The sequence below is a fragment of the Pseudomonas sp. CCOS 191 genome (genome assembly GCF_001007005.1).
GTDB classification, from domain to species: domain Bacteria; phylum Pseudomonadota; class Gammaproteobacteria; order Pseudomonadales; family Pseudomonadaceae; genus Aquipseudomonas; species Aquipseudomonas soli.
The window spans coordinates 5,016,197-5,033,857 of sequence record NZ_LN847264.1 but is presented as its reverse complement, the minus strand read 5'-3'; the positions used below and the strand labels follow the sequence as shown (position 1 = coordinate 5,033,857).

Genomic DNA, 17,661 nt, shown 5'->3' with positions numbered 1-17,661 from the left:
TATCCTTTACGAAGTGGTCGTGGCGGGATTATGTTGTTTGTCGGCCGCCGCAGCGGCCAGCGTCGCTCGGACGGTTCCGGGCGCATACGTCTCTCGAGGAACACATGGCCAACCCAGGTTCGCCGCGCCGCTTTGCGCGCATCGATCGTCTCCCCCCTTACGTCTTCAACATTACTGCCGAGCTCAAGATGGCCGCCCGCCGCCGTGGCGAGGACATCATTGACCTGAGCATGGGCAACCCCGATGGCGCCACGCCGCCGCACATCGTCGAGAAGCTGGTGCAGGTCGCCCAGCGCGAAGACACCCATGGCTATTCCACCTCCCGTGGCATCCCGCGCCTGCGCCGCGCGATCTCCAACTGGTACAAGGAACGCTACGAGGTCGACATCGACCCGGAAAGCGAAGCCATTGTCACCATCGGCTCGAAGGAAGGCCTGGCGCACCTGATGCTCGGCACCCTCGACCACGGCGATACGGTCCTGGTGCCCAACCCCAGCTACCCGATCCACATCTACGGCGCGGTGATCGCCGGCGCCCAGGTACGCTCGGTGCCGCTGGTACCGGGCGTGGACTTCTTCAACGAGCTGGAACGGGCGATCCGCGAATCGATCCCCAAGCCGAAGATGATGATCCTCGGCTTCCCGTCCAACCCCACCGCGCAGTGCGTGGAGCTGGACTTCTTCGAGCGCGTGGTGGCCCTGGCCAAGCAGTACGATGTGCTGGTGGTGCACGACCTGGCCTACGCCGACATCGTCTACGACGGCTGGAAGGCGCCGTCGATCATGCAGGTGCCTGGGGCCAAGGACATCGCGGTCGAGTTTTTTACCCTGTCCAAGAGCTACAACATGGCCGGCTGGCGGATCGGCTTCATGGTCGGCAACCCTGAGCTGGTCAGTGCCCTGGCGCGGATCAAGAGCTACCACGACTACGGCACCTTCACTCCGCTGCAGGTGGCCGCCATCGCCGCCCTGGAAGGCGACCAGCAGTGCGTGCGCGATATCGCCGAGCAGTACCGCCAGCGCCGCAACCTGCTGGTGAAGGGCCTGCACGAGCTGGGCTGGATGGTCGAGAACCCCAAGGCCTCGATGTACGTGTGGGCGAAGATCCCTGAGCAGTACGCTCACCTGGGGTCGCTGGAGTTTTCCAAGAAGCTGCTGGCCGAGGCCAAGGTTTGCGTGTCGCCGGGGATCGGCTTTGGCGACTACGGCGATGATCATGTGCGTTTTGCCCTGATCGAGAACCAGGACCGTATCCGCCAGGCTATTCGCGGGATCCGCCAGATGTTCCGCGCCGACGGTTTGACCAGCAAGTAAACAGGTCCGACCTCATCGCCGGCAAGCCGGCTCCCACAGGATGGCACCGGACCTTGTGGGAGCCGGCTTGCCGGCGATGGGCCGATACAGGCGATATCGATCACGACTTTCAGATCGCCGATCAGCGGCGATCTTTTTTTGCATTCCCCCTCTTCTCAGCCGCCCTCGCCTGGATTACAAATAGCGCCGCGGGCGCCCGCCCCGATAACAACAACCTCCCTCCCTGGCCATCATGTCCGAACAGAACCCTTGCCTGACCTGCGGCGCCTGCTGCGGCTACTTTCGTGTGTCTTTCTTCTGGGGTGAGTGCCAGTCCGCCGGTGGCGTGGTGCCCGACGACCTGGTCGTGCAGATCAACCCGACCCGCGTCGCCATGATTGGCACCGACGCCAAGCCCTGCCGTTGCGTCAGCCTCGGTGGCGAGATCGGCACGCAGGTGGCGTGCTCCATCTACGAGAATCGCTCCAGCCCCTGCCGCGAGTTCGAGGCGTCGTGGGAAAACGGCGTGCACAATCCGAGCTGTGACGACGCTCGGGCAGCCTATGGCCTGCCACCGCTGACGCCGCCGGGCGCCAACGAGCCGCATTGGCCGGATGACGGCGCCGAGGTGGCCTGACCCGCGGATGCATTTTCTGTAGGAGCGGCTTCAGCCGCGATCACCCGCACAGCGGGTGCCAGTTACCACGGCGCCTGCATCGCGGCTGAAGCCGCTACAACGTCTAACCTGTTCACGCTTTGGCAAAGTGGCACTACCGTTCGTCGGTTGGATCCAATGAATGCATCGCTGAAACCCGCGAAACACGTGCCGCCTCGACAAAGTATTAACACCATTTGACCGGCCCCGACGCCAAACCGCCCAGCCCTGAGCGGCTACACATTCCTTCAAAGGATATTCGTAGCCATAGATCAGGCGTTTCGGCCGTCGCGTGTGTCACTGCTCCTGCCCACCCCGCTGTGCACGCTTTCAAGGACTGAATCGCCTGATCCACGAAGGAGCTCTCCGTGGACAGTCGCGCCGCCCCCCGTTCGCCCGCCCGTTTCTCCCAACTGTCGCTGGCCGTCAGCTTGGCCGTGACTGCCATGGCCTTTGGTCTGCACGGTGAACAGGCGCTGGCCGCCTGCAGCCTGGCCGGTTCCACGGTGACCTGCAGCGGCGCGGCCAACCCGCTCGCGCCGAGCTATTCCAACAGTGGCAGCGGCCTCACCGTCAACGTCAACACCGGTGCCTCGCTGGGCGTGCTGCTGGGCGTGGGCGGCACCGCGCTGTCGCTCACCGGCAACAACATCACGTTGAACAACTCCGGTACCGTCAACCCGTCGTTGCTGGGGATCCTGAGCATCCAATCCACCGGCGCCGTGATCGGCAACACCAGCACTGCCAGTACCATCAACATCACCAACAATGCCACGGGTGTGATTCGAGGAACCGGGGCGGTGCTGGGCGCGAGCCTGTTGAACCTTACCGGCATGGCAATGGACGTGCGTAACGCTGCCGGCGGCGTCACTACCATCAACAACGCCGGCAGCATCGGCTCCACGGCATTGGCCAGTCTGACGATAATCAGCGAGGACACCCCGGTCATCGCCGTGAGCGGGGGCGGAACAGTAAACTTCACCAACACCGGCACCGTGCTGGGTCGCACGGCATTTCAGGCGTCCGCAGCCGGCAACACCTTCACCAACGCCGGGAGCCTGACCGGCAGCCTGTCCATGGGCGCCGGCAGTACCAACCGCTTCAACGCCATTACCGGCTCCAGCCTCAGCGCGGGGGCGGGTGTCGGTGTGTCGCTGTTGGTCACCAGTAACCCCAACCTGGGCTTCGCGCCTGCCGGCGTGGTCGACGGCGGTGCCGGCGGCACCAATACCCTGGCGCTGCAGAACGCCATCGGTGGCGGCAGCGGCACCAGCGGCAGCGGCACCATCAACGCCTCGAACTACATCAACTTCAACCGCCTGATCGTCGACAGCGGTACCTGGTCGCTGATCGGGCAATTGCTCAACGGCACCACCCAGACCACCCTCAACGGTGGCTTGCTCAACTTCGACAACGCCAGCGCCTTCGGTACCGGTGGCATCACGGTGAACGGCGGTGGGCTCGCGGGCACGGTGGCAGGCCTGGGCCTGAACAATGCGCTGACCTTGAATGCCGGCCTGAACGTGGGCGGTGCCACCGACATGGCCCTCAACGGTGTGGTCTCGGGTGTCGGCGGCTTGACCAAGACCGGTGCCGGACTGCTCACCCTTGGCGCCAGCAATACCTACAGTGGCGGTACCACCCTGGCCGCCGGCGGCCTCAACCTGACCAGCGCCGCGGCACTCGGCAGCGGCGGGCTGACCGTCAGTGGCGCCGGCAGCCTGCAAGGCAGCGTGCCGCTGGTGTTGAACAATGCGGTGGCGCTGAACGCAGCCTTGACGCTGCCCGGCAGCAACGCACTGACCCTTGGCGGCGTACTCAGCGGCACCGGCTCACTGGTCAAGAGCGGCACCGGCAGCCTGACGCTCAATGGGCCCAATACCTTCAGTGGCGGCACCTCCCTGGGCGGCGGAACGCTTACCTTGGGTAGCGACACGGCGTTGGGTAGCGGCGCGCTGACGGTGACCGCCAGCAGCATCCTGGACAGTGCCTCGGCGCTCAATCTGGGCAACGCGATCGCCCTGAGCGCAGGCACGCTCACCCTCGCTGGCAACAATGCCACCACCTTGGGTGGCATCATCAGTGGCACCGGTGCGCTGGCCAAGGGGGGCACCGCCGACCTCACCCTCAACGGCGTAAATACCTACAGCGGCGGTACCAGCCTGGCGGGTGGCAAGCTTACCGTCGGCAACAGCAGTGCGCTGGGCACTGGCGCGCTGGCCCTGGGTGGCAACGCCAGCCTCGATGCCAGCAGCGCAGTGAGCCTGGGCAACGCCATCAGCCTTGGCGCCAACACCCTGAACCTGCTCGGCACCAGCGCCACCACCCTGGGTGGCGTGATCAGCGGTACCGGTACGCTGGTCAAGAGCGGGGCAGGGGACCTGGCGCTGAACGGCAACAACACCTTCAGTGGCGGCCTCACCCTGAATGCCAGCAAGCTCACTGTCGGCAACAGCAACGCCCTGGGCACCGGCGCCCTTACCCTCGGCGGCAACGCCAGCCTGGACGCCAGCACGGCGGTGAGCCTGGGCAACGCTGTCAACCTCGGCGCCAATACCCTGAACCTGCTGGGCACCAGCAGCACCACGCTGGGCGGCGTGATCAGCGGTACCGGCGCGCTGGTCAAGAACGGCAGCGCCGGGTTGACCCTGAACGGCAGCAACACCTTCAGCGGCGGCACGACCCTCAACAGCGGGGTCCTCACCGTGGGCAACAACAACGCCCTGGGCACCGGCGGCCTCACCTTGGGCGGCAACGCGAGCCTCGACGCTGGCGTGGCGGTGAACCTGGGCAACGCCATCGACCTGGCTGGCAACACCCTGACCTTGCCTGGCACCAGCGCAACCACCCTGGGTGGTGTGATCAGCGGCACCGGCGCGCTGGTCAAGAACGGCAGCACCAACCTCACCCTGGGCGGCGCCAATACCTTCAGCGGTGGCCTCACCCTCAACGCCGGCACCCTGACCCTGGCCAGTGCCACGGCGCTCGGTACCGGTGCCCTGACCGTGGGCGGCGCATCGACGTTGGCCAACACGGCGGCGCTGACCCTGGGCAACGCGGTCAACCTGGGCGGCAACCTGACCCTGACAGGCGCCAACAACCTCAACCTGGCCGGGACCCTCAGCGGCACCAGCGGCCTGGTCAAGAACGGCAGCGCCAGCCTGACCCTCAGCGGCAACAACACCCACAGTGGCGCCACCACGCTCAACGCCGGCACCCTGGTGCTGGGCAGCAACACCGCGCTGGGCACCGGCGTGCTCAACGCCGCGGCCAACACCAGCCTGGACACCAGCGTCGCCGGGCTGAACATCGGCAACGGCCTGAACCTGGCCGGCAACCTCAACCTGCCCGGCAGCAACGACCTGACCTTGAGTGGTGTCATCGCCGGCAGTGGCGGCCTGACCAAGGCCGGCAACACCACGCTGACCCTGACCGGCGCCAATACCAACAGCGGTTCCACTTTCCTCAACGGCGGCACCCTGGTGGTCGGCAACAATACGGCGCTCGGTACCGGCATCCTCAACACCGCCGTGGGAACGCACCTGGACGCCAGCACTGCGGTCAGCCTGGCCAACGACGTCATCGCCGCCGGCCCCCTGACCATCGACGGCACTGCCAACCTCGGGCTGAGCGGCGTGATCAGCGGCATCGGCTCGCTGGTCAAGAACGGCAACGCCAGCCTGACCCTGAGTGGCAGCAACACCTTCACCAATGGCACCCAGCTCAATGCCGGTACCTTGATTCTCGGCAGCAACACCGCACTGGGCATCGGCGGACTGACCTTGGGCGGCAACGCCAACCTGGACACCAGTACCGCCGTCTCGGCGACCAACAGCATCAGCCTGGGCGGCAACACCTTGACCGTGCTGGGCAGCAACGCCACCACCCTGACCGGGCAGATCAGCGGCACCGGTGCCCTGGTCAAGAGCGGCAGTGCCGGCCTGACGCTCAATGGCAACAACACCTTCAGTGGCGGCACCACCCTGAACGCGGGGCTGCTGACCCTGGGCAACAGCAATGCCCTCGGCACTGGCGGCCTGACCCTGGGCGGCAATGCCAGCCTCGACGGCAGCGGCACCCTGAACCTGGGCAATGCCATCAACCTGGCCGGCAACACCCTGACCCTGCCAGGCAGCAACACCACCACCTTGGGCGGGGTGATCAGCGGCACCGGCGCACTGGTCAAGAATGGCGCCACCAACCTGACCCTGAGCGGCGCCAACACCTTCAGCGGCGGCCTCACGCTCAATGCCGGTACCTTGACCCTGGCCAGCGCCGCCGCATTGGGGACCGGCGCGTTGACTGTCGGTGGCGCGTCGACCCTGGCCAACTCGACGGCAATGACCCTGAACAACGCCGTCAACCTCGGTGCCGACCTGACCCTGCCGACCACCAGCAACCTCACTCTGGCCGGCACCCTCAGCGGCACTGGCGGCCTGGTCAAGAACGGCAGCGCCACCCTGACCCTGAGCGGCAACAACACCCACAGCGGCGCCACCACGCTCAACGCCGGCACTCTGGTGGTCGGCAGCAACACGGCACTGGGCAGCGGCGCGCTCAACGCGGCCAACAACACCACGCTGGACACCAGTGCGGCCGGGCTGAACCTTGGCAACGCGCTCAACCTGGCGGGCAACTTCATCCTGCCCGGCAGCAACGATTTGACCCTGAGCGGCGTCATCGCCGGTGCCGGCGGCATCACCAAGAATGGCGCCACCACCCTGACCCTGACCGGCAACAACAGCAACAGCGGCATCACCCGCCTGAACGCCGGTACCCTGGTGGTCGGCAGCAACACTGCGCTGGGTACCGGTACCCTCAACACCCTGGCCGGTACCCACCTGGATGCCAATACGGCGGTGAGCCTGGCCAATGATGTGAACATCGCCGGCCCGTTGACCATCGATGGCAGCGCCGACCTGGGCCTGAGCGGCGTGGTCAGCGGCATCGGTTCGCTGGTCAAGAATGGCAACGCCAACCTGACCCTGAGCGGCAACAACCTCTACACCAACGGCACCCAGCTCAATGCCGGCACCCTGACCCTGGGCAGCAACACCGCGCTGGGTATCGGCGCCCTGACCGTGGGCGGCAACGCCAATCTCGACGCCAGTACCGCCGTCGCCGTGACCAACGGCATCAACCTCGGTGCCAATACCCTGACCGTACTGGGCAGCAACGCCACCACCCTCGGCGGTCTCATCAGCGGCAGCGGTGCGCTGGTCAAGAACGGCAGCGCCGTGCTGACCCTCAACGGCAACAATACCTACAGCGGCGGCACCACCCTCAATGCCGGCACCCTGGTCCTGGGCAACAACAACGCCATCGGCGGCGGCGCCCTGAGCGTGGGCGGCAATGCCAGCCTCGACTCCAGCGCCACCCTCAACCTTGGCAACGCCATCGCCCTTGGCAACGGCGCTACCCTGACCCTGCCAGGCAACAACACCACGACCTTGGGCGGCGTGATCAGCGGTGCCGGGGCCTTGACCAAGGACGGCAGCAGCAATCTGACCCTGAGCGGCGCCAACACCTTCAGCGGTGGCCTGAACCTCAATGCCGGCACCCTGACCTTGGCCAACGCCGCCGCGCTGGGCACCGGCGCATTGAACGTCGGCGGCGCCTCGACGCTGGCCAACAGCGTGGCAATGACCCTGGGCAACAACGTCAACCTCGGCGCCAACCTGACCCTTGGTGGCAGCAACAACCTGACCCTGGGCGGTGTGCTCAGTGGTACCGGCGGGTTGATCAAGAACGGCGTGTCCGACCTGACGCTCAGCGGCAACAACACCTTCAGCGGCGCCATCGACCTGCTTGGCGGCAGCATCACCACGGTCGGCAACACGGCCCTGGGCAACACCTCGGCGGTCAGCGTCGGCGCCGGCACCAGTCTCAATCTCGGCGCCAGCGCCACCATTGGTGGCCTGAGCGGGGCCGGCACGGTGAACATCGCCGGCGGCGGTGCCCTGACCCTGGGCGGCAACAACCTCAACAGCGTGTTCAGCGGTGCCCTGGCCGGCAGTGGCGGGCTGATCAAGACCGGTACCGGCAGCTTCGAGCTGTCCGGCGCCAACGCGCTTGGCGGCAATACCACGGTCAATGCCGGCCTGCTCAACGTCACCGGCTCGCTGGCCAGCCCCAGCGTACAGGTCAACAGCGGCGCCAGCCTCGGGGGCACCGGCAGCCTGCTCGGCGCAGTCGACATTGCCAATGGCGCGCACCTGCTGGCCAACAGCGGCGCGACCCTCAGCACCGGTGCGCTGACCCTGCACAGCGGCTCGATCCTCGATTTCGGCCTGGCATCGCCGGCCACCGGCGGCACCGCAGTGGTCAGCGTCAATGGCAACCTGACCCTGGACGGTACCCTCAACGTCACCGACCTCGGCGGCTTCGGCACCGGTATCTACCGGCTGTTCGACTACACCGGCGCGCTGGTCGACAACGGCCTGCTGATCGGCAACGTGCCGGGAGTCATGTTGCCCGGCGACCTCCAGGTGCAGACCTCCATCGGCAGTCAGATCAACCTGCTGGTCGGCGGCGCCAGCGGCACCGTGCAGTTCTGGGATGGCGCGCAAAGCGTGCCCAATGGCGTGATCGACGGCGGTACCGGTACCTGGAACGGTGGCAACACCAACTGGACCGATGTCAACGGCGTGCTCAATGGCAGCTGGGCCAGCGACTTCGCGGTATTCCAGGGCACCGCGGGCGATGTCACCGTGGTCGGCACCCAGGCCGCCACCGGCCTGCAGTTCGTCACCAACGGCTATCGCCTGATCGGCACCGGTGGCCTGGACCTGGTCAACGGCAGCAACGGCGCCTTCGCCTTGCGCGTCGACCCGGGTGTCACCGCGACCCTCAACGTCGGCCTCTCTGGCAGCGGCCAACTGGCCAAGCTCGACAGCGGCACGCTGGTGCTCAATGGCGCCAACAGCTATACCGGCGGCACCCTGTTCAATGGCGGCACGGTGGTGGTCGGCAACAACACTGCCTTCGGTACCGGCACGGTCAGCACCGCCAACGGCACTACCCTGGACAGCAATACGGCTGTCACCCTCGGCAACGCCTTCAGCCTCAGCGGTGCCCTGACCGTCGCCGGTTCCGCCGATCTGGGCCTGTCCGGTGTGGTCTCGGGGGTTGGCAGCCTGATCAAGAACGGCGGCGCCAACCTGACCCTGGGCAATGCCAACACCTACAGCGGCGGCACCAGCCTGGGTGCCGGTACCCTGACCCTGGGCAACGCCCAGGCACTGGGTACTGGCGGCCTGACCGTGACCGGCGCCGCCAGCCTGGCCACCACCGGCAACCTGGCGCTGGGCAATACCATCGCCCTGAACGCCAACCTGACCCTGCCGGGGAGCAACGACCTCACCCTCAACGGTGCGCTCAGCGGCACCGGTGGCGTGATCAAGGGCGGTGCCGGCACGCTCACCCTAAACGGCAGCAACAGCCAGCAGGGCATTACCAGCTTGAACGGCGGCACCCTTGTGGTCGGCAGCAACACGGCGCTGGGCACGGGTGCCCTGAACGCAGCCGGCGGCACTACCCTGAGCAGCAATGCCAACGTCACCCTGGCCAACCTGATCAACCTGGCCGGTAACCTGACCGTCGCCGGGGCGCAGAACCTGACCTTGGGCGGCAACGTCACCGGCGTCGGCGGTTTGACCAAGACCGGCAGCGGCACCCTGACCCTGAACGGCACCAATGGCAATCTGGGCAACACCAATCTCAATGCCGGCACCCTGGTGCTCGGCAGCTCCAGCGCCCTCGGCCTCGGCCAGCTCAACGCGGCTGCCGGGACCACGCTGGACAGCGCCTCGGCGATCACTATCGGCAACACCGTCAACCTGGGGGGCAACCTCACCATCGCCGGCAGCAACGACCTGGGCCTGGGCGGGCTGGTCACGGGGGCCGGCAGCCTGACCAAGAACGGTGCCGGCAACCTCACCCTCAGTGGCGCCAACACCTTGGTTGGTGGCGTGACCCTCAATGCCGGCACGCTCACCCTGGGCAACAACCAGGCCCTGGGTACCGGCAACCTTGTCGTCGGCGGCGCCAGCAACCTGGCCACCACGGGTGCCTTGACCCTGGCCAACCAGGTGGCGCTGAACGACACCCTGAGCCTGACCGGCACCAACGACCTGACATTGAACGGCGTGATCAGCGGTACCGGCGGCCTGACCAAGACCGGTACCGGAAACCTCACCCTCGGCGCCGCCAACACCTACCAAGGCAGTACCACGCTTGGCGCTGGCACCCTGACGCTGGGCAACAACAGCGCGCTGGGCACGGGCAGCCTGTCGGTGACCGGCAACAGCACCCTGGCCACTATCGGCGTGCTGCAGGTGGCCAGTGCCATCGGCCTCGGCGCAGGTACCACTCTCGGCGTCAACAACACCCAGGCCCTGACCCTCGACGGTGTCATCAGCGGTGCCGGGGCGCTGAACAAACTGGGCGCCGGGCAGCTGGTACTCAATGGCAGCAACACCTATGCCGGCGGCACCTCGCTGCAGGCCGGCAGCCTGCTGCTGGGCAATGCCGGCGCCTTGGGCAGCGGGGCCTTGACCGTCAACGGCGCCGCCGGCCTCGACGCCAGCCAGGCGCTGGTACTGGCCAATGCCGTCAACCTCGCCGGTGGCAACCTGACCCTTGGCGGCAGCCAGGCGCTGACTCTCAACGGCGTGATCGCCGGCAGCAATGGCCTGGTCAAGAACGGCACCGCCAGCCTGACCCTCAACGGCAACAACACCTACAGCGGCGGCACCACCCTCAACGCCGGCACCTTGGTGGTCGGCAGCAACACCGCGCTGGGTAGCGGCGACCTCAGCACCGGCGCCAACACCAGCCTCGATGCCGGCGGCGCGGGCGCTACCCTGGCCAACAACGTGCACCTGGGCGGCACCCTCAACCTGCCCGGCAGCGCCGACCTGACCCTCACCGGCGTGGTGGATGGCGTCGGCGGCCTGAACAAGGCCGGTGCCAGTACCCTGACCCTCAACGGCGCCAACAGCTACCTGGGCGGCACCACCCTCGGTGCCGGCCGGCTGGTGGTCGGCAACGACAACGCGCTGGGGCAGGGTGCCCTGACCGTCGCCGGGGCCTCGTCCCTCAGCAGCGGCGCCAGCACCACGCTGGCCAACAACGTCACCCTCAACGCTGGCCTGACAGTCGATGGCAGCAATGACCTGACCCTCAACGGCGTGATCAACGGCACGGCAGGCCTGACCAAGAACGGCAGCGGCAACCTGACCCTCAATGGCAACAACGGCTACCAGGGCGGCACCCAGCTCAACGCCGGGCGCCTGACCCTTGGCAGCAGTGGCGCGCTGGGCACCGGCACCCTGGCGGTCACCGCCGACGCCACCCTGGCCAACAGCTCACCCATGGCCCTGGGCAACACCATCGCCCTGAGCAACGGCGCCAACCTGACTGTCGAAACCGCCAATGCACTGATCCTCAGCGGCGACCTTGGCGGCAGTGGCAACCTGGTCAAGACCGGCGTCGCCGACCTCACCCTGGTCGGCGTCAAGACCTTCACCGGCAACGTCGACATCCAGGCGGGCTCCCTCACCACCCTTGGCAGCGGTGTGCTGGCCAACGTCGACACCCTCAACGTCGGCGCCAGCGGCCAGCTCAACCTCAACGGCAACGCCAGCCTCGGCAGCCTGACCGGCAGCGGCCTGGTCGATGTTGGGGTCGGCAGCGTCCTGAGCCTGGGCGGCAACAACCTCAGCAGCACCTTCGCCGGTGGTCTCAACGGCCTGGGCGGCCTGACCAAGGTCGGCAGCGGCACCCTGACCCTGACCGGCACCAGCAACCTGGCCGACAACACGCTGGTCAACGCCGGTACCTTGAAGGTCGATGGCACCTTGGGCAGCAACCTGCTGACCGTGGCCAGTGGTGCGACCCTCACCGGCAGCGGCACCGCCAATTCCTCGGTGGTGATCGACAACGGTGGCCACCTGGCCGGGCAGAGCGGCGCGACCCTGGGCCTCGGCAGCCTGGTGCTCAACAGCGGTTCGATCGTCGATATCGGCCTCGGCTCGCCGTCCACTGGCGGCACTGCGCTGTTCAACGTCGGTGGCAACCTGACCCTCGACGGCACGCTCAACGTGAGCAGTATCGGCGGCTTCGGCAACGGTGTGTACCGCGTCTTCGACTACACCGGCGCCCTCACCGACAACGGTCTGGACTTCGGCAGCCTGCCGCTGGGCGTGGGCCTGGGCGACGTGAGCTTGCAGACCGCCCTGGCCAATCAGGTCAACCTGCTGGTCAGCGCTGCGGGGCTCAATATCCAGTTCTGGGATGGCAGCCAGAACGTGGCCAACGGTCAGGTCGACGGCGGTGCCGGCGTGTGGAACGCCGGCAATACCAACTGGACCGACCTCAACGGCCTGACCAACACCACCTGGGGCAGCACCTTCGCGGTGTTCCAGGGCACTGCCGGCGATGTCACCGTCGACGGCAGCCAGACGGTCAACGGCCTGCAGTTCGTCAGCGATGGCTACCGCCTGCTGGCCGGCACCGCCGGTGCGCTCGACCTGATCAACAGCGCGAGTGGCGACACCAGCGTGCGGGTCGATCCGGGCGCCACGGCGACCCTCGATGTCGGCCTGACCGGCGTCGGCAAGCTCAACAAGCTCGACAGCGGTACCCTGGTGCTCAACGGCAGCAACAGCTACAGCGGCGGTACCGTGCTCAGTGGCGGCACTTTGATCGTCGGCAGCAACACGGCCCTGGGTAGCGGCGCACTTGAAGCCGCGGCGGGTACCACCCTCGACAGCAATGCCTCGGTCGCACTGGGCAATGCCATCACCCTGGCGGGGCCGCTGAACATCGCTGGCAGCAACGACCTGGCGCTGGGCGGCAACATCGGCGGTGCCGGTGGCCTGGTCAAGGCTGGCAGCGCCAGGCTGGCGCTGGCCGGCAACAACACCTATGCCGGCAACACCGCGCTCAACGGCGGCACCCTGGTGCTGGGCTCCAATACCGCGCTGGGCAGCGGCAGCCTGAACACCGTGGCCGGCACCAGCCTGGACAGCAGCCAGGCCGTGACCTTGGCCAACAACGTCAACGCCACCGGCGACCTGACGATCCTGGGCAGCAACGACCTGACCCTCGGCGGCACCGTCGGCGGCAGCGGCCGCCTGCTCAAGGCCGGCCTCGCCCGCTTCGCACTGATGGGCGCCAACACCTACAGCGGTGGTACCGAGCTGCAGGCCGGCACCTTGGTAGTGGGCAACGATGCGGCCCTTGGCAGCGGCGGGCTGGATGTCACCGGTAATGCCAGCCTCGACAGCGCCAGTGCCGTCACCCTGGCCAATTCGGTCAATGTCAGCGACGTGCTCAACGTGCTGGGCAGCAATGACCTGCATCTGGCCGGTGTGCTCAGTGGTGCAGGTACCTTGAACAAGAGCGGCCTGGCTGACCTGACGTTGTCGGGCAACAACACCTTCAGCGGCATCCTCAACATTCTTTCAGGCAGCCTGAGCACCGTCGGCACCACCGCCCTCGGCACCCAGAGCGAGCTGAACGTCAGCAGTGGCGCCAGCCTCAACCTCGACGGCAACACCACACTGGGTGACATAGGAGGCACTGGTGCGATCGCCATCGCCGCTGGCAACAGCCTGAACGTCGAAGGCGGCACCTTCGATGGCAATATCGGTGGCACTGGCACCCTGAACAAACTCGGCGCTGGCACCCTGGCGCTGCGCAGCGCCAACAGCCACACCGGCATCACCAACGTGCAAGGCGGCGGGCTGAAGGTGGATGGGTCCCTGGCCAGCGGCACGGTCAACGTGGCCAGCGGCGCCAGCCTCAGCGGCGCCGGCAGCCTCGGTGGCTCGGTGACCGTGGCCAATGGCGGCAACCTGGCGGCCATCGGCGGCAGCACCCTGAATGCCGGCAGCCTGGTGCTCGACAGCGGCGCCAACTTCAACGCTTCGCTGGGCGCGCCGTCGGCTGGCGGCACACCGCTGGTCAACGTGGCCAACGACCTGACCCTGGGCGGCACCCTCAATGTCACCGACATCGGCGGCTTCGGCGCCGGCGTGTACCGCCTGTTCGCCTACGGCGGCAGCCTCACCAACAACGGCATGAGCTTCGGCACCACGCCGGTGCCGATCACCGACCTGACGGTGCAGACCGCCGTGGCCAACCAGGTCAACCTGGTGGTCGGTGGTGCCAGCAACGTGTTGTTCTGGGACGGCAGCCAGACCGTGGCCAACGGTGTGATCGAGGGCGGCAGCGGCGTCTGGGATGCCACCAACACCAACTGGACCGACGCCAACGGCGTGCTCAACGGCACCTGGAACGATACCTTCGCCGTGTTCCAGGGCGCCCCCGGCACCGTCACCGTGAACGGTAGCCACAGCATCACCGGCCTGCAGTTCGTCACCGACGGCTATGTGCTCAATACGGGGACGGCCGGTGAACTGCTGGGCAACGGCACCACCAACCTGCGGGTCGACAGCGGCGTCACCGCCACCCTCGACGTTGCCCTCAACGGCACCGGCAGCGTCGCCAAGCAAGACGGCGGCACCCTGGTGCTCAACGCTGCCAATGGCTACAGCGGCGGTACCGCCCTCAACGGCGGCACCCTGGTGCTAGGCAACGATAGCGCGCTGGGCAGTGGCGCCCTGACGGCCGCGGGCGGCACCACGCTGGACAGCAACACCGCCGTGAGCCTGGCCAACAATGCCGTGCTCAACGGCGCCCTGGCCATTGCCGGCAGCAACGCCCTGACCCTCAGCGGGGTGGTAAGCGGCACCGGTGGGCTGATCAAGAATGGCGCCGGCCTGCTGACCCTGAACGGTGCCAACACCTACAGCGGCGGCACCCAGATCAACGCAGGCGGCGTGGTGGGCAATACCACCAGCCTGCAAGGCGCGATCCTCAACAACGCGGCCCTGACCTTCGAGCAGAACGCCAATGGCAGCTACACCGGCAACCTCACCGGTACTGGCACCCTGACCAAGAACGGCACTGGCGAACTGCTGCTGACCGGCATCAATGGCCTGACCGGCGCGACCCAGGTCAACGCCGGCAGCCTGCTGGTCAATGGCCGCCTCGACAGTGCCAGCGTGCAGGTCGCCACCGGCGCCCGCCTGGGCGGCAGCGGTACCTACGGCGGCGCGGTGCAGATCGCCAATGGCGCCACCCTGGCTGCCGGCCAGAGCGCCACGCCGCTCACCGTCGGCAGCCTCGACCTGGCGTCGGGCAGCGCCCTGGACTTCAGCCTCGGCGCCCCGGCGGCCTCCACCACCGTGGTCAAGGTCAACGGTAACCTGGTGCTGGACGGCACGCTGAACATCACCGATGCCGGCGGCTTCGGCACCGGTGTCTACCAACTGTTCAGCTACGGCGGCACGCTCACCGACAACGGCCTGGTGTTCGGTGCGATTCCGGGCAGCGTGGTGCTGGGTGACCTGACCCTGCAGACCGCCATCGCCAACCAGATCAACCTGGTGGTGCAGAACTACGGCGAAGAGCTGCAGTTCTGGAATGGCGGCAAGACCAACCCCGATGGCAGCATCGGCGGCGGCAGCGGAACCTGGGGGCCGAACACCGGTTGGACCAACGCCGGTGGCACCAGCAACGAAGGTTGGAGTGGTGGCTACGCGGTCTTCGGCGGTACCCCGGGCACCATCACCGTGGTCGGCAACCAGTCGTTCGAGGGCTTGCAGTTCCTCAGCAACGGCTACCAGGTCGTTCCGGGCGCTGGCGGTAGCCTGACGCCGGTCAATGGTGCCGATGGCAGCCTGGCGCCGGTGCGTGTCAACGCAGGCGGCACCGCCACCGTCAGCGCACCGCTGGTCGGTACCGGCGGCATCGAGAAACTCGACGCTGGCACTCTGATCCTCTCGGGCGCCAACACCTACAGCGGTGGCACCACCGTCAGTGGCGGTACCCTGGTCGGCAACACCACCAGCCTGCAGGGCAACATCCTCAACAACGCCAACCTGGTCTTCGCCCAAGGCAGCAATGGCACCTTCAACGGCACTCTCAGCGGTACTGGCACCACCACCAAGCAGGGCGGTGGTACCTTGCTGCTGACTGGCAACCAGCCGTTCAGTGGCGCCTTCAACGTCAACCAAGGCGTGTTGCAGGTGGGCGATGCGGCCAATCCGGGCAGCAACCTCGCAGCCCAGGTCACAGTGGCCAATGGCGCCGCACTGACCGGCAACGGCACCGTCGCCGGGCTGACCAACAACGGCACCGTGCTGCCAGGGCCTGCCGGTAACCTGAACGTGTCGGGCAACTTCACCAACGGCGCCACCGGCACCTTGGTGATCGACCTCGGCACCTCGCCGGTGAACTACCTGAATGTGGGCGGCACTGCCAACCTCGGCGGCAGCCTGATGGTCGCCAACCTGGCCAGCGGCAATGGCCAGTACACCGTGGTCAGCGCAGCGGGTGGGGTGAATGGCACCTTCGCCACCACCAACCTGGCCAACTCGGCGTTCCTCAACAGCTCGCTGAACTACGGCGCCAACCAGGTGACCCTGTCGGTCAGCCGCAACGGCAACTCCTTCGCCGATGTCGCCGCCACTGGCAACCAGCGTGGCGTGGCCACCGCGCTGGCCAGTGCCGGGGCGCCGGCCGAGCTGGTCAACAACCTGCTGCCGCTGGACCGCCAGGGCGCCCAGGCCGCGTTCGACAGCCTGTCCGGCGAGATCCACGCCAGCACCGCGACCGTGCTGATCGAGGACTCGCGCTACGTCCGCGACGCGGTCAATGACCGCCTGCGCCAGGCCGACTGCACCAACCAGGACGACCCGCGTCGCACCCTGGCGCCGACCGCCAACCAGCAACTGACCAGCGAAGGCTGCCAGGGCCAGGCCGTGGGCTGGATCCGCGCCATCGGCGGCTGGGGCACCTACGACGGCAGCAGCAGCCATGCCAGCGTTGATCGCGACCTGTCGGGCTTCATGCTCGGTGTGGACCGCGCGCTGGACGATGAGTGGAAAGTGGGTGCCGCCGCCGGCTACACCCGCTCGAGCATCGACGCGCACCGTCGCCGCTCCGACGCCACGGTGGACAGCTACCACCTGACCACCTACCTCGGCTACCAGCTCGATGCCTTCGCCGCTCGCCTGGGCGTGGCCTACAGCTGGCACGACATCGACACCAAGCGCGATGTCACCGTGGGCAGCTATGACGACCGTCTCAAGGCCAAGTACAAGGCGCGCAGCGCCCAGGTGTTCGGTGAGGTGGGTTACGCCATCGATGCCGGCGGCATTGCCCTGGAGCCGTTCGCCGGGCTGGCGTATGTCAACTACGACAGCGATACCGCCCATGAGAAGGGCGGGGCAGGGCGGCTGGAGGGCAAGGTCGACCAGGATGTGACCTTCTCCACCCTGGGCGTGCGGGCTGGCAAGCGCATCCTGCTCGACAACGGCAGCACCATCACGCCGCGGTTGTCGGTGGGCTGGCGCCATGCCTTCGGCGACGACAAGCCCGATGCCGATCTGCGCTTCATCGGTGGTGGCGACGGTTTCAGCACCGAGGGTGTGCCGATTGCCAAGGACGCGGCGGTGGTCGAGGCCGGGGTGGACCTGTCGGTGGGCGCGAGCGGCAAGCTCGGGGTCGGGTATTCCGGGCAGCTGTCCAGCGAGAACCGCGACCATGGCGTGGTGGTGAGCTTCAGCATGGGGTTCTGAGGTAGTTTGCGGGGGGCTGCTTTGTAGTCCCCGGCGACCTCAAGTTCGGCCTTTTCCTGGT

At 67.2% G+C, this 17,661-nt stretch carries 3 protein-coding genes; all 3 read left to right on the top strand.

The genetic code is table 11. The features are described from left to right. Positions 1-104 precede the first annotated feature (104 nt). The 3 genes from alaC (at position 105) to CCOS191_RS22430 (ending at position 17,600) form a co-directional block, all read left to right on the top strand. Entirely contained in the window at positions 105-1,313 is a 1,209-nt protein-coding gene (gene alaC, locus CCOS191_RS22440; protein ID WP_046857052.1) for an alanine transaminase, read from the top strand. A 232-nt stretch (positions 1,314-1,545) separates the two neighbouring features. Continuing rightward, entirely contained in the window at positions 1,546-1,929 is a 384-nt protein-coding gene (locus CCOS191_RS22435) for a YkgJ family cysteine cluster protein (protein ID WP_046857051.1), read from the top strand. Positions 1,930-2,315: 386 nt separating this feature from the next. Further along, on the top strand, positions 2,316-17,600 hold the full coding sequence (locus CCOS191_RS22430) for an autotransporter-associated beta strand repeat-containing protein (protein ID WP_231867454.1): 15,285 nt from the start codon (positions 2,316-2,318) through the stop codon (positions 17,598-17,600). Positions 17,601-17,661: the final 61 nt, after the last annotated feature.

What these genes read in the sequence shown, in the direction of transcription:
- alaC (WP_046857052.1), top strand. Translation starts at nt 105, where the DNA reads ATGGCCAACCCAGGTTCGCCGCGCCGCTTTGCGCGCATCGATCGTCTC.
- CCOS191_RS22435 (WP_046857051.1), top strand. Translation starts at nt 1,546, where the DNA reads ATGTCCGAACAGAACCCTTGCCTGACCTGCGGCGCCTGCTGCGGCTAC.